16 protein-coding genes are annotated in these 16,203 nt (G+C 60.6%); 3 read left to right on the top strand and 13 right to left on the bottom strand.

All coding sequences use genetic code 11. From position 1 onward, the window contains the following. Positions 1-107: 107 nt before the first annotated feature. Positions 108-656, bottom strand: a complete 549-nt coding sequence (locus ACN0SO_RS08495; RefSeq protein ID WP_417676546.1) for an adenine phosphoribosyltransferase — start codon at positions 654-656, stop codon at positions 108-110. Between the two features lie 89 nt (positions 657-745). Between ACN0SO_RS08495 and ACN0SO_RS08490 the strand changes: the two genes are divergently transcribed. Beyond that, positions 746-946 carry a hypothetical protein gene (locus tag ACN0SO_RS08490; protein WP_417676544.1) on the top strand — a complete coding sequence of 67 codons (201 nt, stop codon included), beginning with the start codon at positions 746-748 and terminating at the stop codon, positions 944-946. A gap of 1 nt (position 947) precedes the next feature. Here ACN0SO_RS08490 and ACN0SO_RS08485 read toward each other — a convergent pair whose 3' ends face one another. The 8 genes from ACN0SO_RS08485 to ACN0SO_RS08450 all read right to left on the bottom strand — a co-directional run bounded on the left by ACN0SO_RS08485 (position 948) and on the right by ACN0SO_RS08450 (position 11,185). Beyond that, positions 948-1,823 carry an S-methyl-5'-thioadenosine phosphorylase gene (locus ACN0SO_RS08485; protein WP_417676542.1) on the bottom strand — a complete coding sequence of 292 codons (876 nt, stop codon included), beginning with the start codon at positions 1,821-1,823 and terminating at the stop codon, positions 948-950. 128 nt (positions 1,824-1,951) lie between these two features. Continuing rightward, positions 1,952-2,794 carry a cytochrome c1 gene (locus tag ACN0SO_RS08480; protein ID WP_417676540.1) on the bottom strand — a complete coding sequence of 281 codons (843 nt, stop codon included), beginning with the start codon at positions 2,792-2,794 and terminating at the stop codon, positions 1,952-1,954. 29 nt (positions 2,795-2,823) lie between these two features. Beyond that, positions 2,824-4,089, bottom strand: coding sequence for a cytochrome b (locus ACN0SO_RS08475; RefSeq protein WP_417676538.1), 1,266 nt, complete (start codon positions 4,087-4,089; stop codon positions 2,824-2,826). A gap of 24 nt (positions 4,090-4,113) precedes the next feature. Further along, on the bottom strand, positions 4,114-4,674 hold the full coding sequence (gene petA / locus ACN0SO_RS08470) for a ubiquinol-cytochrome c reductase iron-sulfur subunit (protein WP_417676536.1): 561 nt from the start codon (positions 4,672-4,674) through the stop codon (positions 4,114-4,116). A gap of 332 nt (positions 4,675-5,006) precedes the next feature. Further along, entirely contained in the window at positions 5,007-6,848 is a 1,842-nt protein-coding gene (locus ACN0SO_RS08465) for an ABC transporter ATP-binding protein (RefSeq protein ID WP_417676534.1), read from the bottom strand. Further along, entirely contained in the window at positions 6,841-7,215 is a 375-nt protein-coding gene (locus ACN0SO_RS08460; RefSeq protein WP_417676532.1) for a hypothetical protein, read from the bottom strand. Before ACN0SO_RS08460 ends, ACN0SO_RS08465 begins: the two co-directional genes overlap by 8 nt. A gap of 448 nt (positions 7,216-7,663) precedes the next feature. Continuing rightward, a complete protein-coding gene (locus ACN0SO_RS08455) occupies positions 7,664-8,983 on the bottom strand; it encodes a methyl-accepting chemotaxis protein (protein ID WP_417676530.1) in 1,320 nt (439 codons plus the stop codon). 315 nt (positions 8,984-9,298) lie between these two features. Further along, a complete protein-coding gene (locus ACN0SO_RS08450; RefSeq protein WP_417676528.1) occupies positions 9,299-11,185 on the bottom strand; it encodes an ABC transporter ATP-binding protein in 1,887 nt (628 codons plus the stop codon). A gap of 93 nt (positions 11,186-11,278) precedes the next feature. On the opposite strand from ACN0SO_RS08450, the gene ACN0SO_RS08445 reads away from it, so the two are divergent. Then, a complete protein-coding gene (locus tag ACN0SO_RS08445) occupies positions 11,279-11,740 on the top strand; it encodes a tRNA (cytidine(34)-2'-O)-methyltransferase (protein ID WP_417677464.1) in 462 nt (153 codons plus the stop codon). Positions 11,741-11,838: 98 nt separating this feature from the next. Further along, positions 11,839-12,765: an oxygen-dependent coproporphyrinogen oxidase gene (gene hemF, locus ACN0SO_RS08440; protein WP_417676526.1), complete on the top strand. Its 927-nt coding sequence runs from the start codon at positions 11,839-11,841 to the stop codon at positions 12,763-12,765. 22 nt (positions 12,766-12,787) lie between these two features. On the opposite strand, the gene ACN0SO_RS08435 is transcribed toward hemF, so the two are convergent. The 4 genes from ACN0SO_RS08435 to ACN0SO_RS08420 all read right to left on the bottom strand — a co-directional run bounded on the left by ACN0SO_RS08435 (position 12,788) and on the right by ACN0SO_RS08420 (position 16,185). Next, on the bottom strand, positions 12,788-13,915 hold the full coding sequence (locus ACN0SO_RS08435) for an HD-GYP domain-containing protein (protein ID WP_417676524.1): 1,128 nt from the start codon (positions 13,913-13,915) through the stop codon (positions 12,788-12,790). 132 nt (positions 13,916-14,047) lie between these two features. Further along, on the bottom strand, positions 14,048-15,271 hold the full coding sequence (locus ACN0SO_RS08430) for a CCA tRNA nucleotidyltransferase (protein WP_417676522.1): 1,224 nt from the start codon (positions 15,269-15,271) through the stop codon (positions 14,048-14,050). Positions 15,272-15,274: 3 nt separating this feature from the next. After that, the gene (locus tag ACN0SO_RS08425) at positions 15,275-15,535 is read right to left on the bottom strand and encodes a DUF6111 family protein (RefSeq protein ID WP_417676520.1); all 261 of its coding nucleotides are present in this window, start codon (positions 15,533-15,535) and stop codon (positions 15,275-15,277) included. Continuing rightward, on the bottom strand, positions 15,535-16,185 hold the full coding sequence (locus tag ACN0SO_RS08420; protein WP_417676518.1) for a CoA pyrophosphatase: 651 nt from the start codon (positions 16,183-16,185) through the stop codon (positions 15,535-15,537). The genes ACN0SO_RS08425 and ACN0SO_RS08420 overlap by 1 nt, the downstream gene beginning before the upstream one ends. Positions 16,186-16,203: the final 18 nt, after the last annotated feature.

Here is a 16,203-nt window from a genome sequence, read left to right as displayed (position 1 = left end):
TCCTGCGTTGCAAAATCTTGAAAACCTCCCGGGCTTCCTGCGATTTATGCGCCTTGGATAGAGCCATTTCTGATCAACCTGAAAACAAAATTTTATGGGTCCGTGCCCTAGTGTCCCGAAAACTCGACCAGTGTCCGGACCGGAACGCCGAGAGCCTCGATCTTCTGTCGTCCGCCGATATCCGGCAGATCGATGATGAAGCAGGCCGCTACGATTTCCGCTCCCATGGACTGCAGCAATTTGCAGGCCGCTTCCGCGGTGCCTCCGGTTGCGATCAGGTCGTCCACCAGGATCACCTTGTCGCCGGGCTTGATGGCGTCCTTGTGCATTTCCATTTCGTCGAGGCCGTATTCCAGGGAATAGGCGACACTGACCGTTTCATGGGGAAGTTTCCCCTTCTTGCGGATCGGCACGAACCCGGCAGACAGCTGGTGCGCGACGGCACCGCCCAGGATAAAGCCGCGCGCCTCGATCCCGGCAATCTGATCGACCTTGGATCCGGCCCACGGCTGAACAAGCGCGTCCACCGCCCGGCGGAAGGCCTTCGCGTTGCCCAGAAGCGTCGTGATATCGCGAAAGAGGATGCCTTCCTTCGGATAGTCCGGGATCGTGCGGATGGATTCGATCAATTCTTCCCGCGCAGTCTTTTCATTCATTGAACTGTCTCTGTAAGGTCTCTGGATCAGGGCAGAAGGCGGCAATCGGAATGAACGCCTCAGACCCGTTATAAGGAGGAGATACCGAAATGGACGAACAAAACAAGACGGTGCTGGTCGACATCGACATTCCCTTCGGACGCCTCGTCATGATCATCATCAAGATCGCCCTTGCCTCCATTCCGGCCATGATCGTGGTCTGGATCATCATGGCTGTCATCATGATGATCTTCGGCGGGATTTTCGGCGGCTTCGGCGGTATGTGGATGCACGGCGGCCGACCGCTCTAGATCACCGGTTCAGAACGCGCCCTGCGACCGCGTCGAGCTTTGCGACCAGTTCCGGATCGCGCGCTTCCGGCGCGGTCATGATGGCATATTCGAGCGCCGTATCGGACCCGATCGGGCAGGCTTCGTGCTCACGCGGCAGGTCCCTGGCGATCCGCGCGACCAGCCGCTGGGCGTTCGACGCATTTTCGTGCAGCACCTTGATGATGGTCTGGATATCGACCTCGCCGTGATCCGGATGCCAGCTGTCATAATCGGTGATCATGGCAACCGTGGCGTAGCAAATCTCCGCCTCGCGGGCGAGCTTGGCCTCCGGCATGTTGGTCATGCCGATGACGTCGCAGCCCCAGGAGCGGTAGAGATGGCTTTCCGCCAGAGAGGAGAACTGCGGGCCTTCCATGGCCAGATAGGTACCGCCTCGACGGTACAGCAGGTCTTCTGCCCGTGCGGCCTTTTCGACGCAATCGACCAGTTTCGGACTGACCGGATAGGCCATGGAGACATGCGCCACACAGCCGTTGCCGAAGAAGCTCTTTTCACGGGCAAAGGTCCGGTCGATGAACTGGTCGACAAGCACGAACGTGCCCGGAGCGAATTCTTCCTTGAGCGAGCCGCAGGCCGACACCGACACGAGATCGGTCACGCCGCAGCGTTTGAGGACATCGATGTTGGCGCGGTAGTTGATGCCGGTGGGCGAAAGGGCGTGTCCCTGTCCGTGCCGGGGCAGGAAAACGACCTTGAGCCCGTCGATATAACCGATGCGCACCTTGTCCGACGGCGCTCCCCATGGGCTTTCAACCGCGACCCATTCGGAGTTTTCCAGTCCGGGAAGGTCGTAGATCCCTGAACCCCCAATGACACCGAGAACTGATTTTACCATGGATTTCCTCAAACGATTGTGCCGGGGACTATAGGCCCCGCAAATGACATCATGTCAAACCCGCGCCACGAAAAAGGCCGCCGAAGGATCCGGCGGCCTGATTTTCGTTCACTCACCCAAGCGGAAGCTTAGTGCTCGACATTGCGCCAGAGCGTCTTCTTGGTGAAGTAGAGCAGGCCGGCAAAGACGATCAGGAAGATCATGACCCGGAAACCGGTCTTCTTGCGGGCTTCCAGATGCGGCTCGGCGGCCCACATCATGAACGCGGAGACGTCATGCGCATACTGGTCGACCGTCATCGGCGTGCCGTCGGTGTATTCCACCAGTTCGTCGCTCAGCGGAGGTGCCATACCGATGGAGTCGCCGCCAAGGAACGCGTGATTGTAGTAACTGCCTTCGGGAATGGTCACGCCCTCGGGCGCTTCTTCCTCATAACCGGTCAACAGCGCGTAGATGTAGTCCGGTCCCTGCTCCTGATATTGGGTGAAGGCATCGAAGACGAACCACGGGAAACCGCGGTGCGCCGCACGGGCCTTGGCAAGAAGCGAGAAGTCAGGCGGATAGGCGCCACCGTTGGATGCGCGGGCGGCCTGTTCGTTCGGGAACGGCGACGGGAACCGGTCGGCAAGCGTTGCCGGCCGCTCGTACATGTCGCCATCGTCGTTCGGGCCGTCTTCGACGGTGTATTCGGCGGCGATCGCCTTGGCCTGTTCCTCGGTGAAGCTGGGTCCGCCTTCCTCCGCCAGGTTGCGGAAAGCAACCAGACGCAGGCTGTGGCAGGCTGAACAGACTTCCTGGTAGATCTTGAAGCCGCGCTGAAGCTGTGCCCGGTCATAAGTTCCGAAAGGACCGGAGAACGACCATTGCTGGCGCGCGATGTGCGGTGCTTCACCGGCGGCCAGCGCCGGAGCTGCGGTCGCAACAACTGCGACCGCGGCGAATGCACGAACCATTTTGATCATGGTGCTCATTTTTCCAATAACTCCTGATCGGTTCGACGTCACTTGGTGTTCGGCGCGGAAGTCGCACCGGCCGGGGTTCCGGAACCACCCTTCAAAACCGCTTCCGAGATCGAGGCTGGCAAAGGCCGAGGCTTTTCCAGGAACCCGAGCAGCGGAAGAATGATCAGGAAGTGTGCGAAGTAGTAGGCCGTGAAGATCCGGGAGAAGATCACGTACCCGCCCTCTGCCGGCATGGCGCCGAGATAGCCGAGCGCGACGCAGTTCGCGGCAAAGATCCAGAAGAACTGCTTGAACAGGGGACGATAGGCGCCGGAACGAACCTTGGACGTATCGAGCCAGGGCAGAATGAACAGCACCGCAATCGCACCGAACATGGCGACGACGCCGCCGAGCTTGTCCGGAATGGCACGCAGGATTGCGTAGAACGGCAGGAAGTACCATTCAGGCACGATGTGCGCCGGGGTCGAGAGCGGATTGGCCTCGATGTAGTTGTCCGGGTGGCCCATGTAGTTCGGCACATAGAAGACGAACCATGCGAACAGGATCATGAACACGACAATCGCGAACAGATCCTTGATCGTGTAGTACGGATGGAACGGGATCGTATCCTGCTTCGACTTGGGCTGAACGCCGGTCGGGTTGTTGTTGCCCGTGGTGTGGAAGGCCCACACGTGCAGGATCACGACACCGAAGATCATGAACGGCAGCAGGTAGTGCAGCGAGAAGAACCGGTTCAGCGTCGGATTGTCGACGGCGAAACCGCCCCACAGCCAGGTCCGGATTGCCTCGCCCACCAGCGGAATGGCCGAGAACAGGTTGGTGATCACGGTCGCGCCCCAGAAGGACATCTGACCCCAGGGCAGAACGTAGCCCATGAAGGCGGTGCCCATCATGATCAGGAAGATGATCACGCCCAGGATCCATGAAATCTCGCGCGGCGCTTTGTAGGAACCGTAGTACATTCCGCGGAAAATGTGGATATAGACGGCGATGAAGAACATCGACGCACCATTGGAATGCAGGTAGCGCAGCATCCAGCCGAAGTTCACGTCGCGCATGATATGTTCGACGCTGTCGAACGCCAGGGCCGTGTTCGGCGTGTAGTGCATCACCAGCACGATGCCCGTGATGATCTGCGCGATCAGCACGAAGAACAGGATTCCGCCGAAGGTCCACCAGTAGTTCAGGTTCTTCGGAGTGGGGAAGTCCACGAAAGAGCCGCGAACGAGCGAAATGACCGGCAGACGGCTCTCGAGCCACTTGGCGGCAGCGCTCTGCGGTACGTAATTAGAATGTCCAGCCATGGCTGTCTCCTCAAGTTCCTGCCGTTAACCGATCTTGATCTTCGCGTCAGACACGAATTCGTACGGCGGAATGAGCAAATTCTCGGGCGCCGGGCCCTTGCGGATACGGCCGGCGGTATCGTAGTGCGAACCATGGCAGGGGCAGAACCAGCCACCGAAATCGCCCTGCTGGCCGATCGGCACACAGCCAAGGTGCGTACAGATGCCGACCATGACCAACCAGGGTTCCATGTCCTTGGCGGCCCGGTTCGGGTCGGTGGCTTCCGCGGTATCGGGAAGGTTCGAATTGCGCGCGAGCGGATCGGGCAGATCGTCGATCGGAACAGCCGAGGCTTCCTCGATCTCTTCGGCGGTGCGGTAACGGATAAAGACCGGTTTACCGCGCCATTTGACTGTGATCGACTGCCCTTCCTCGACGGCAGAAACATCGACTTCAATGGAGGCCAGGGCCAGTGCGGAGGCATCCGGGTTCATCTGGTCGATGAACGGCCATGCCAACGCTCCTGCACCCACCGCGCCCATTGCGCCGGTCGCAATATAGAGGAAGTCGCGGCGGGTCGGTTCCGCCGTATCCGTATGTGCCAAGGTCGCGTCCTCTCGAAACCTGTTCAACCTGTACCGAAAGCCCGCCTTCGGGCCGCTGGCTTTCTGCTGGCACAGGAAGCGAAGCGGATCAAAGCGGGTCTCAACGGAGACAAGGCGCGGATCTCTCCGCACCTGTCAAAGCGGTTGTCTTTTTGCACCCTTGAGCCCGCTTGTCCAGATCGACAAACGAACCATTCGGAGAATGTCGCAGGAAAAAGACAGTCCGCGCCCCTTTTCTGCCCCAAATTACCGAAGCAGTGCAAGACGGCTCTGTAAAAAACCGGATATCGGCAACAGAATCAAGCAACTCCGCAGCTGCCCGACTAAAGCCATTATTCCGCCGCCTGGACCGGCGCCAGGAACCCTCCGGACTGATGCGCCCAAAGCTGCGCATAAAGGCCTTTCTTCTCCAGAAGGCTTTCATGCGTGCCTTCCTCGATGATTCTGCCGCGATCCATGACGATCAGCCGGTCCATGGCCGCAATGGTCGACAGGCGGTGCGCGATCGCGATCACCGTCTTGCCTTCCATCAGGTCGAACAGGCTCTCCTGGATAGCGACCTCGACTTCCGAGTCCAGGGCCGATGTCGCCTCGTCGAGGAGGAGGATCGGCGCATTCTTCAGGAGTACACGCGCGATCGCGATCCGCTGGCGCTGACCGCCGGAGAGCTTGACACCGCGTTCACCCACATGGGCGTCCAGGCCGGTGCGTCCCGCCTGGTCGCTGAGACCGCGCACGAATTCGAGCGCATGGGCCTTTTCGAGTGCGGTCTGCACGGCCTCCCGGCTCGCCTCCGGACGGCCGTAGGCGACGTTCTCGAAGATCGAGCGGTGCAGCAGAGAGGTATCCTGCGTCACGACGCCGATGTTTTCCCGCAGCGCGTCCTGGCGCACGCCGGCAATATCCTGACCGTCGATCAGAATCCGGCCGCCCTCCAGGTCGTAGAACCGCAGGAGCAGGTTCACCAGCGTCGACTTGCCCGCACCCGACCGCCCGATCAGGCCGATCTTCTCGCCCGGCCGGATCGTCAGATCGAGGCCCTCGATCACACCGGCCTCCTTGCCGTAATGAAACCGGATGGTCTCAAAGCGGATTTCGCCGTGCGATACCGCAAGGCCCGTCGCATCGGGCGCGTCGCGCACGTCCCGCTCGCGCGAAATCGTCGAGATCCCGTCCTGAACGGTGCCCACGTTTTCGAACAGACCCGCCAGTTCCCACAAGATCCAGTGGGACATGCCCTGAAGACGCAGGACCAGCGCCACGGCGATCGCAATGTCGCCCGTCGACACGGTTCCGGTCTGCCACAGCACGATGGACAGCGCGCCGGTGGCAAACAGGAGCAGCATATTGATAACGGTCAGCGCGATGTTCAAAAGGGTGACGAGACGCATCTGTCCGAACACCGTCGCCAGGAACGCCGACATCGACATCCTGGCATAGGCCTCTTCCCGGTCGGCGTGGGAAAACAGCTTGACCGTCGATATGTTGGTGTAGGCGTCCACCACGTGGCCGGTCATCAGCGAGCGCGCGTCCGCCTGCTCTTTCGACACGTCCCTGAGCTTCGGAATGAACACCCGGATCACGACCAGATAGGCCGCAAGCCAGGTGAGGAACGGCACGACGAACCAGAGGTTGGCACTGGCGACGACAAAGACCGCGGCTGTGAAATAGACGGCCACATAGACCAGGATATCGGCGATCCGGGTCACCACCTCGCGCACGCCCAGCGCGGTCTGCATCAGCTTGTTGGCGATCCGTCCGGCGAAATCGTTCTGATAGAAGGAAATGCTCTGACGCAGAAGATAGCGGTGCACCCGCCAGCGGATGGACATCGGATAGGAGCCCATCAGCCCCTGGTGGAACAGGAGCTGCCACGCCGTTTCAAGCAGCGGCCGCAGAACAAGCAGAACAACGGCCATCCCCGCCAGCGCCGGCCAGTTGTCGGACAGGAAAGTTTCCCTGTTGCCGTTTTCCAGCCAGTTCACCAGGTCGCCGAGGAAGGTGAAGATCGTCACCTCCACTATCGCGACCAAAGCGCCCAACGCGGCGACACCCGCAAGGATTTTCCAGGCCGGTTTCGTGTAGTACCAGCAAAAGGCGACAAAGCCCTTCGGCGGCACGTCGAGCCCGGTTTTCTCGAAGGGATCGATCAGGTTTTCAAACCGCTCAAACACAACACATCTCCGCAAGTCCGCCTTTCAGCAGGCATCTGGAAGGAACATCGGACAGTTCGCTCTCCGCGAGCCTGCGCGCGGCCCGGCAGGTCCCGCGCGCAAGAAGAACGCCTGCAAAAAGACCGACAATGGCAACAGCAAAGGCCAGCAGCCCAAGGAACAGCGCCTCGATATGACCGGTGAATTGGCTGACGTTCATCATCCCGCCACCGGAGGCAACCTCCATCCGGGCGACCTCAAAGAGGAAAACCGGCGTGAACAGGACTGACGCCAGTACGAAACCGGCAAGGAAAACAGACGCCGCAACAAGCACGACCCGTGCGCCGTTGCGCAGCCGGTTGGCCCGTCGGCGGACAAGCAGGGGCATTTGAATGCCAGGCCGTCTCGGCCTGAGTGGAAAACGGGCAGACATATCGTCGTCTCCGCAGGAAATCAGAAAATGCGACGCCGGCAGGACATGCCGAAAAGCATGCAGCACACCGAAAGGGATAGGACGGGTGGCTTGAAGCCGGGGTCAGGAAGTTAAAGGGGGTAGGTACCGGGGCGCCTCAATGGCGCGGACATCCCCATGGGCCGGACACAAGGGCGTGTGCGATAGACATCATTCGAATTGTCATTTACGCCCTCCTGTTCTTGTGACCGTTGCGGTCATGGCCGAAAACAAAGACACGATTCAATCTGAACCGCTGAATAATCGCATACCCCGATTCAGGCCGTCATGGAAGCCTCGGTTGTCCCGGCCGTGTTTCTTCGCAAGGGGATGTGACCGAATGGCCACAGCAGAGGCAAGCGGACCGCTTCGTCAGCGACTGTTCCTAGGCGACACGGATGTTTTGCAGGAACTGTGCGACCTGCTTTTCAAGTCCGTGAGAAATACCGGACAGGTCGCTCGAAGCCTCCCGCATCTCCGACGTGGCGATGCTGCTCGCATCCATCGCCGATGACAGGGTCCCGATATTCGACGCCACCCGCTCGGAACTGGACATCGCGATATCGGCGTTCCGTTCGATTTCATGCGTCGCCGTTTCCTGTTCTTCCACGGCTTCCCGGATCCTTCGGGAGAGATCGCTGATCTGGTCGATGGTACTGGCAATCGTGCGCATGGCCTCTTCGGACTGTTCCGCCACTTCCTGGACCGAGGCAACCTGACTGGAAATATCTTCCGTCGCCCGCGTCGTCTGCTCGGCCAGGGCCTTCACCTCGTTGGCGACAACCGCGAAGCCCCGTCCGGCTTCGCCCGCCCGCGCCGCCTCGATGGTCGCATTCAGGGCCAGCAGGTTCGTCTGGCTCGCGATCTGGCTGATCAGCTCGACGATCTCGCCGATCGCCCGCCCGGTTTCCGACAACCGGCCGACGATCTCATCCGTCTTGCGCGCTTCGCGGACCGCATTGTCCGCAATTTCGGATGCACTATCCACATCCCGGCTGATATTGGCGATCGACTGCGACAGCTGCGTCGCCGAAGACGTCAGCGCCCCGACGGAGGTATTCGCGGAAACGCAGGCATCGCCGACCCCGTCCACCGCATCGAGCGACGAGCCAACGGCACCTTGCAACTGTTCGGAATTCCGGCCGACCGTTTCCGCCGCGCGGGACAATGCCTGCACCGCACTGGCGACTGAATGCTCGAAGTCATCGGCGATGTCCTGCATCAGGATCCGGCGTTCTTCGCTCAGTTGCTCCTGATGGGCAGCCTGCTGCCGTGCTTCTTCGGAGGAGCGCTCGGCAAGTTTCTGGCGGAATCCGGTAATGGAGCGGGCGATCGCACCGATTTCGTCGCTGCGCTCCGTTCCGTCGATGTCGATATCCAGATCACCGTCCGAAAGCCGGTCCAACCCGCTCTGAAGCCGCTTGAGCGGCCGCGCCACCCCCATGGCAAGGACGAAGGCAAGTCCGAGGAAGGCAATCCCCACCGGCGCGCAGACAAGGGCTATGGTGATCATCTGGTCGATGATGAGGCCATCGACCCTGGCGGCAACATTTCCGGAGATGAACGCCGCCGCGGAGTCCGCGTTTCCGATTTCCCCGATCAAAGCCTGACGGAAGATAAAGAAGGCGAAGCCCGTTCCGCCCATCATGATGGCGGCAGCGGTGACGACCATTGCAACGAAACGGCCGGGAATTGATAACGTCACGGCGAATCCTGTCAGTCTAGGGGGACGCCGCGTGAAACGCCCCGCTCGCGAAACCGTGCCCGACTTTAAAAGCGATTAAGTAAAAATATTGCTACATGCCGGCTTCTGCGGCGCCGATTTTGTCCTTTGTCGATCATAAACGCAGGACAAAAGAATACCGACCAATGAATAAACCACCGATTTATTACGTGAAGTCATTTTTGGTTCGAAAGTCTCACGCCGCATCCATTTTTACTTGATCGCACCCCAGGTCCGGCGGACAACCGCACAACTCGGAAACAGGCACCGCCCTGAAGCTGTTTCTGGTTGCGTCCCCTAAAATGAGCCGGTTTCTGCCAGCGATGCGGAAGCAGTCGCCTCCTCCGCGTCGCTCAGAAAACCGCCCGACTGGCGCTGCCAAAGCTGGGCGTAGAGACCGCCCCGGTCCCGCAACAGCACGTCGTGGCTGCCTTGCTGCACGATGGCGCCCTTGTCCATGACGACCAGCTGGTCCATCTGGGCGATCGTCGACAGCCGGTGCGCGATCGCGATGACCGTCTTGCCGGCCATCAGTTCCTGCAAGTTCGCCTGGATTGCCGCTTCCACCTCGGAATCGAGCGCGGACGTTGCTTCATCCAGCACCAGGATCGGCGCATTCTTCAGAAGAACCCTGGCAATCGCGACCCTTTGCCGCTGCCCGCCCGACAGCTTGACGCCACGTTCGCCGACAAGCGCATCGAATCCGCGCTGCCCCTGGCGGTCCTCGAGCGTTTCGATGAAGTCCAGCGCATGGGCCCGCCGTGCAGCCTGGCGGATCTCCTCATCGCTCGCCGTTGGCCGGCCATAGCGGATATTTTCGCCGACCGACCGGTGCAGAAGAGACGTGTCCTGCGTGACCATGCCGATGTTCTGCCGCAGGGACTGCTGCGTCACAGAGGCGATATCCGTGCCGTCGATGGTGATCCGTCCGGCTTCCGGATCGTAGAAACGCAGAAGCAGGCTCGTCATGGTGGTTTTCCCGGCCCCCGACGGACCGACAAGACCAACGCGCTCACCGGGCTCGATGGTGAGATCCAGATGGTCGATCACGCCGCCGGCCTTGCCGTAGTGAAACTGCACGCCCTCGAATGCGATCCGCCCTTTGGTGATGACCAGATCCGAAGCATCCGGCGCGTCGCGGACGGCGACCGGCTTCACGATCGTTTCGGCGCTGTCCTGGATCGTGCCTATATTGCGGAACAGGCCGTTGAGCTGGCCGAACAGGCGGTTCAGCAGAAAATGCATGCGCAGCACCAATCCCAGGGTAAAGGCCACGCCCCCGGTCGAGATCGCGCTCTGCTGCCAGAGAGTGAGAGCCAGCGCCGCCACCAGCGAGATCATCACGCCATTGAGGATGTTCATGACCATGCGGATCGTGGTCAGAACCCGCGTAAACCGCTTGAGCTGATGCAGAAAATGACCGAAGGCCGCAAGCGCGCCCCGGTTTTCCTCCTGCCCCGACCCGAAAAGCTTGACCGTCTGGATGTTGGTATAGGTGTCCACAAGCCGCCCGGTGACGCCGGACCCGGCATGGGCCACCTTTTTCGCCTCCTGTCGCACCCTGGGAACGAAATGGCGCGCCGCCACGACGAAAACGCCAAGCCAGACGACGACGATTGCCCCCAGTCTCCAGTCGAGGTCGGCAATCAGGAAGATTGTCGTGAGCGCATAGACGGCAATGTACCAGGCGACCTGCAGCAGAGAGACCATGAAATCCCCTGCCGCCTGCCCGGCCTGCCAGACTTTCTGTGAAAGTCTGCCTGACAGCTCGTCGTGAAAATAGGCAAGGCTCTGGTTCATGACCTGCTGATGGGCCTGCCAGCGCACCAGGTTGAAGAAGCTCGGAACGATCACCTGTTCTTCGAGAAGGGAATTCATGATGGCGACGAAGGCGCGGGCGACCAGCACGACAAACAGCATGCCCAATAGCACGCGGCCATGATCCTGGAAGAAGGTCGCCCGGTCACCGGTCTGCATCATGTCGACAATGGCGCCGATAAACGCATAGACCGAGGCTTCGATGCCCGCAGACAGGCCACCGAAAACGAGCGTCAGGAACAACGGCCATTTGGCCTGCCGGACGAAATGGAGCAGAAACGCCATGCCACCCTTGGGCATGGGAGCGTCCGGCGCGGGCTGAAACGGATCGAGCCAGGATTCGAACAGTCTGAAAATCGGTGTCACTTGTCTCTCCGCCGCGAAAATCCTTGCCCGATGACAAGGCCGAACCGCGGTGATATCCAGCATGGCATTCTGATCGAACCGAATGACAAAATCATGCCGGACATAGCCCTTTTCCAGCCCGATATCCCGCAAAACACTGGTACGATGTTACGTCTGGCCGCCTGTCTGGGTGTTCGCGTTCATTTGATCGAACCTGCCGGTTTTCCGTTGTCCGACAGCGCCCTGAAGCGGGCGGGCATGGATTACCTGGAGCGCGCGGCCCTCCAACGCCACATCACCTTCGACGCCTTCGAGGAGTGGCGCCGTGGGTCGGACAGGCGTCTGATTCTGCTGACCACAAAATCGGAAAAAGCTTATACCGCCTGCACATTCCGCGATACCGATATCTTGCTGATGGGACGGGAATCCGCCGGTGTGCCGGACACGGTGCACGATCTTGCGGATGAACGGCTGAGGATCCCGATGGCGGAAGGCATGCGCTCCATCAATGTGGCGGTCTCCGCCGGTATCGTGCTCGGCGAGGCCCTGCGTCAAACGGACAGCTTTCCCGGTTGAGCCCCGGTTCCGCATAACAGAGCCCGCTGGCCAAACCCGCATTAAGCGCATAAAAGCCCGATCCGTACCCAGTCTGTGCGAACAAGAGGAATTGCAAGATGACGGCCCCTTCCCCAGAAAAACGCGGTGGTCCGGTTCCTGCCGACATCGAGACCAAAAAGGAAGTCGCCTCCCATTGGTTCGCCGAACTGCGGGACCGCATCTGCGCCAGCTTCGAGGCTCTGGAAGAGGAAGTCGGCGCGCTGAAAGGCCCGCTGAGCGATCGACCGGTGGGCCGTTTTGAGCGCACCCCGTGGGAGCGCACCGACTCCAGCGGCGAAAAAGGCGGCGGCGGCGTCATGTCGATGATGCACGGCCGCGTCTTTGAGAAGGTCGGCGTCCATGTCTCGACCGTTTACGGCGAATTCTCGCCCGAGTTTCGCGGCCAGATCCCCGGCGCGAGCGATGATCCCCGTTTCTGGGCCTCCGGCATCAGCCTGATCGCCCATCCCCAGAACCCGCATGTTCCGGCCGTCCACATGAACACGCGCATGGTGGTCACCACGCGCCAGTGGTTCGGCGGCGGCGCGGACCTGACCCCGGTCCTCGATGCCCGCCGCACCCAGGAAGATCCGGACACCGTTGCCTTCCACGACGCCATGAAGCAGGCCTGCGATGCCCATGCGGTCGCCGACTACCAGGCCTACAAGGACTGGTGCGACGACTATTTCTTCCTGAAGCACCGCAATGAGGCGCGCGGGATCGGCGGAATTTTCTACGACTATCTGCACAGCGGCGACTGGGACGCGGACTTCGCCTTTACCAAAGACGTTGGACAGGCCTTCGATAAGATCTATCCCGCGCTGGTTCGCGGCAACTTCGAAAAACCCTGGAGCGAGGCGGAACGGGACGAGCAACTCATTCGGCGCGGGCGCTACGTGGAATACAATCTGCTTTACGACCGCGGAACGATCTTCGGGCTCAAGACCGGCGGCAATGTCGCATCGATCCTGTCATCGATGCCCCCCGTCGTAAAATGGCCCTGACCCGCGGTTTCCGGATCTTTTTCTAGCCCGTCGTCCCGGTTGCCCGCTTCTTGTCGAACAGGGATTCGACCGTCCGGTTGAGGGCCCCCAGATCGACGCTGAGCACCACCGGCTGAAAGGCCCGCACCAGATCCTGATCGAGCTGGGTCTTCATGGTGCAGAGATCCGCATAGGCATTGCGCGGCGGGATCGCATCCTTGTAGGAGCGCGTTTCGGTCATGGCCGTGAAAACATCGCAGATCGTGATCACCCGGACCATGGTATCGATCTGATCGCCGGCGAGCCCTTGCGGATAGCCGGAGCCGTCCAGAAGCTCATGATGCTGGACGGCCATTTTCTTGACTTCGAAGGGAATTTCCAGCCGGCTTTTCAGGATGTCCCGGCCGAAAAGCGTATGCTGGCGGACAAGTTCGGTTTCGTCAGGCGTGAGTTTTCCGGGCTTGTCCAGGATCGAAAGCGGAATCCGGGTCTTGCCGATGTCGTGCATCAATCCGCCGAGGGTCAGCAGTTCCTGCTCCTTGTGCGACCAGCCCAGCGTCTGTGCGAAGGTTCCGGCCAGACCGGCCACTATCATGGAATGCCGATAGGTGTGGCTGTGATGGATCCGGACCGCACTCAGCCATGCGGTGATCCCGTCCCGGGTCAGGGCGGAATAGATGTGATGCAGGGTTCGGGCAAGCGTTCTCACAGGCATCGGCCGCGAAGACGCCGCCGCGAGTACGATTTCGTCAAGACAGGCGACAGTCTGCAGAAACGCTTGTCGGGTCGTCTCCGGTGTTGTTTCGGGAAACAATGCCTCGAAATCCGGCTGCAACATGTCCCGCATCTTGCGGACAAGCGCCGTAAGATCCTGGTCTCGCTCGAAGATCTCGACTTTACCAAACGCTGCCGCCTGCACGACCTCCCGTCGATTGGCCCTGGAGACAATGCAGAGTTTGGGCAGGTCCGGCACGCCCGCGAGCGCTGTTTTCAAACTCTCGACGTGCTCTCCGGTGGCATCTTCCAGTTCAATGACGAGCAGGTGCATCTCCTGAAGGTTTCGAGAGGAAACCTCGCCCATCGAAAAGAGCTTGGACGTGTAAAAGAAGGGAATATTCCGGACATTGGATCCCTCTTTCAACATCCCATCGGATACAACTGCGACATTCATGCTGCCACCTGGAGATTAAAAGCGCTCAGATGCCGCAGGGATAACAGAGAAGTTTAAAAGAAGACTATGATTTGATTGATCGGCACGAATTACCAGAAACATTTCGTTAATTTCCGGAACGTTTCGCATTGCTCATATTTGTTCGAGCAAGTCCTTCCGGCTCAGGGAAAAGCGGCTGTCGAGCCACTCCTCCTCAAGCCGTTTCAAGGTTTCGCCGATCCGGGGTCCCGACGGCAGTCCCGCCGCCATCAGGTCCGCCCCCTTTAGCGGGAAGGCGGGGATTTCAAGGTTCCGCCCCTGTTTCAACGCATCGCAAAACACCGGCTCGCGATCAGCGGACGTCCCGCCCGCTTTCGCCTGCGCCCAGACGGCCAGCAGGCCGTCGATGAAGCTTTCCCGGCCATGGCGGTAAAGCAAACGGAAAACTTCCGGATCGGCGCCGCCCGCGCTGATGTCCGTTGCCGCAGCCAACGCCCCGTGCATCCGTTTCCGCTCGGCGTTCGACAGGCGGAACCGGTCGGCGATCCGGTCCAGGTCCTCGTCGACAAAGCCGGACAGCACCGCAAAACCAAGCTCGGGGCGGCGGGTCTCTTCCGCCACATCGTCGAGGCTCCTTAAAGCCTTGAAATCCGCGATCCGCGAAATTCCGCCGGTGGTGATTTCCAGAAGTCCGCTGTCTTCCATCAGCGCAAGACAGTCGGCCGCAAGCGGCGCACCGACCAGCTTTTTCATTTCCACGCCGATCCGCTCCGCCGACAGATGCCGCAGGCCGTCCCGCTCCCGGATGCAGGCGCTCAGGCCCGCCCGGTCGGGCGCCCCAAGCCCATAGGCTGCGTGAATACGGAAGAAGCGCAGGATGCGGAGATAATCCTCCCGGATTCGCTCCTCCGGGTCGCCGATAAAACGCACCCTTCGGGCAAGGCAGTCCTCGACGCCGCCGAGCGGATCGTAAATCTCGCCATGCCGGTCGACATAAATCGCATTGAGCGTGAAGTCCCGCCGGCGAGCGTCGTCGATCCAGCTGCTGCCGAAGACCACCCGCGCCTGCCTGCCGAAGGTTTCCACGTCCTTGCGGAGCGTCGTCACCTCATAGGCCATGCCCTTGCTGATCAGTGTAACCGTGCCGTGATCGATGCCGGTGGGCACGACTTTCAGGCCGCTTTCGCGACCCCGGGCGGCCACCTCATCCGGCAGCGCCGTGGTTGCGATATCGACGTCGGCGACAGGAAGACCAAGCAGGGTGTTGCGGATCGCGCCGCCCACGACCATGGCCCGGTCGCCGTCCTGTTCGACCGCGTCGAAGACCCGCTGAATGGCAGGCGTCTGCAACCAGGACGCATTGGACAACTGTGTCATCGGTTATTCGAAGCGTCCCGGAACGAAGACCCCGTTTTCCATGTGGGCCGGCCGGTATTCCGCCCCGTCCGGCGCCTGCTTGATCGAAGCCATGATCATGAAGCTCACGCCCACCAGCGCGATGCCGATCAGAGCGAGCCAGGCCATCGGCCCTTTGCGCCAATGTTCGGAGACATGGGCCTTGTTGTTAAGCCACAACCAGAAGCCATAGGCCAGAAACGGCAGGAGAAACAGGATGATGTTGGCCAGAAGAAGACGCAGCATTAGCGATAAACCGTTTCGTACAATGACCTGATGATTCCGGCGGTCACGCCCCAGATATACCGTTCTCCGAACGGCATGGCATAAAAGTACCGGTCGCGGCCTTCCCACTTGCGGCTTTGTCTTAGATGATTCGCCGGATCCATCAGGAAAGACAGGGGAACCTCGAACACATCGTCGACCTCATACGGGTTGGGCGTCAGCCGTTGAGCGGGAGCGACTTCCGCCACCACCGGAACAACCCGGTACCCCGATCCGGTCAGATAGGGAGAAAGTTCGCCGATCAGCCGGACGGCCTTCGGCTCCAGGCCGATCTCCTCTTCCGCCTCGCGAAGGGCGGCGGCAACCGGCCCGCGGTCCTCCTTGTCGATCTTGCCGCCTGGAAAGGCGATCTGCCCGGCATGGGACGACAGATGCGCGGTGCGAACGGTCAGGATCACCATCGGTTCGCGATCGTGTTCGATGATCGGGATGAGCACCGCCGCGTCGCGGGGCGGACCCTCCCAGCGCGCATAGGGGCCAAGGTCCGGGTTGAGGATATGGTCCCCGGTATCGCGCACGGCCGGTGCTTCCGTATTGTGCCGAAGCATGCTGCGGATATCGCCGAGAACGTCGATGCCGTGCTTTGCCAGTGCGGATGGAACGTCATTCATGCGCGGATCACTTGCCTC

The organism is Roseibium sp. (assembly GCF_048260565.1).
Classification (GTDB): Bacteria; Pseudomonadota; Alphaproteobacteria; order Rhizobiales; family Stappiaceae; genus Roseibium.
The sequence above is the reverse complement of the archived record's forward strand: the minus strand, read 5'-3'. Positions and strand labels throughout refer to the sequence as shown.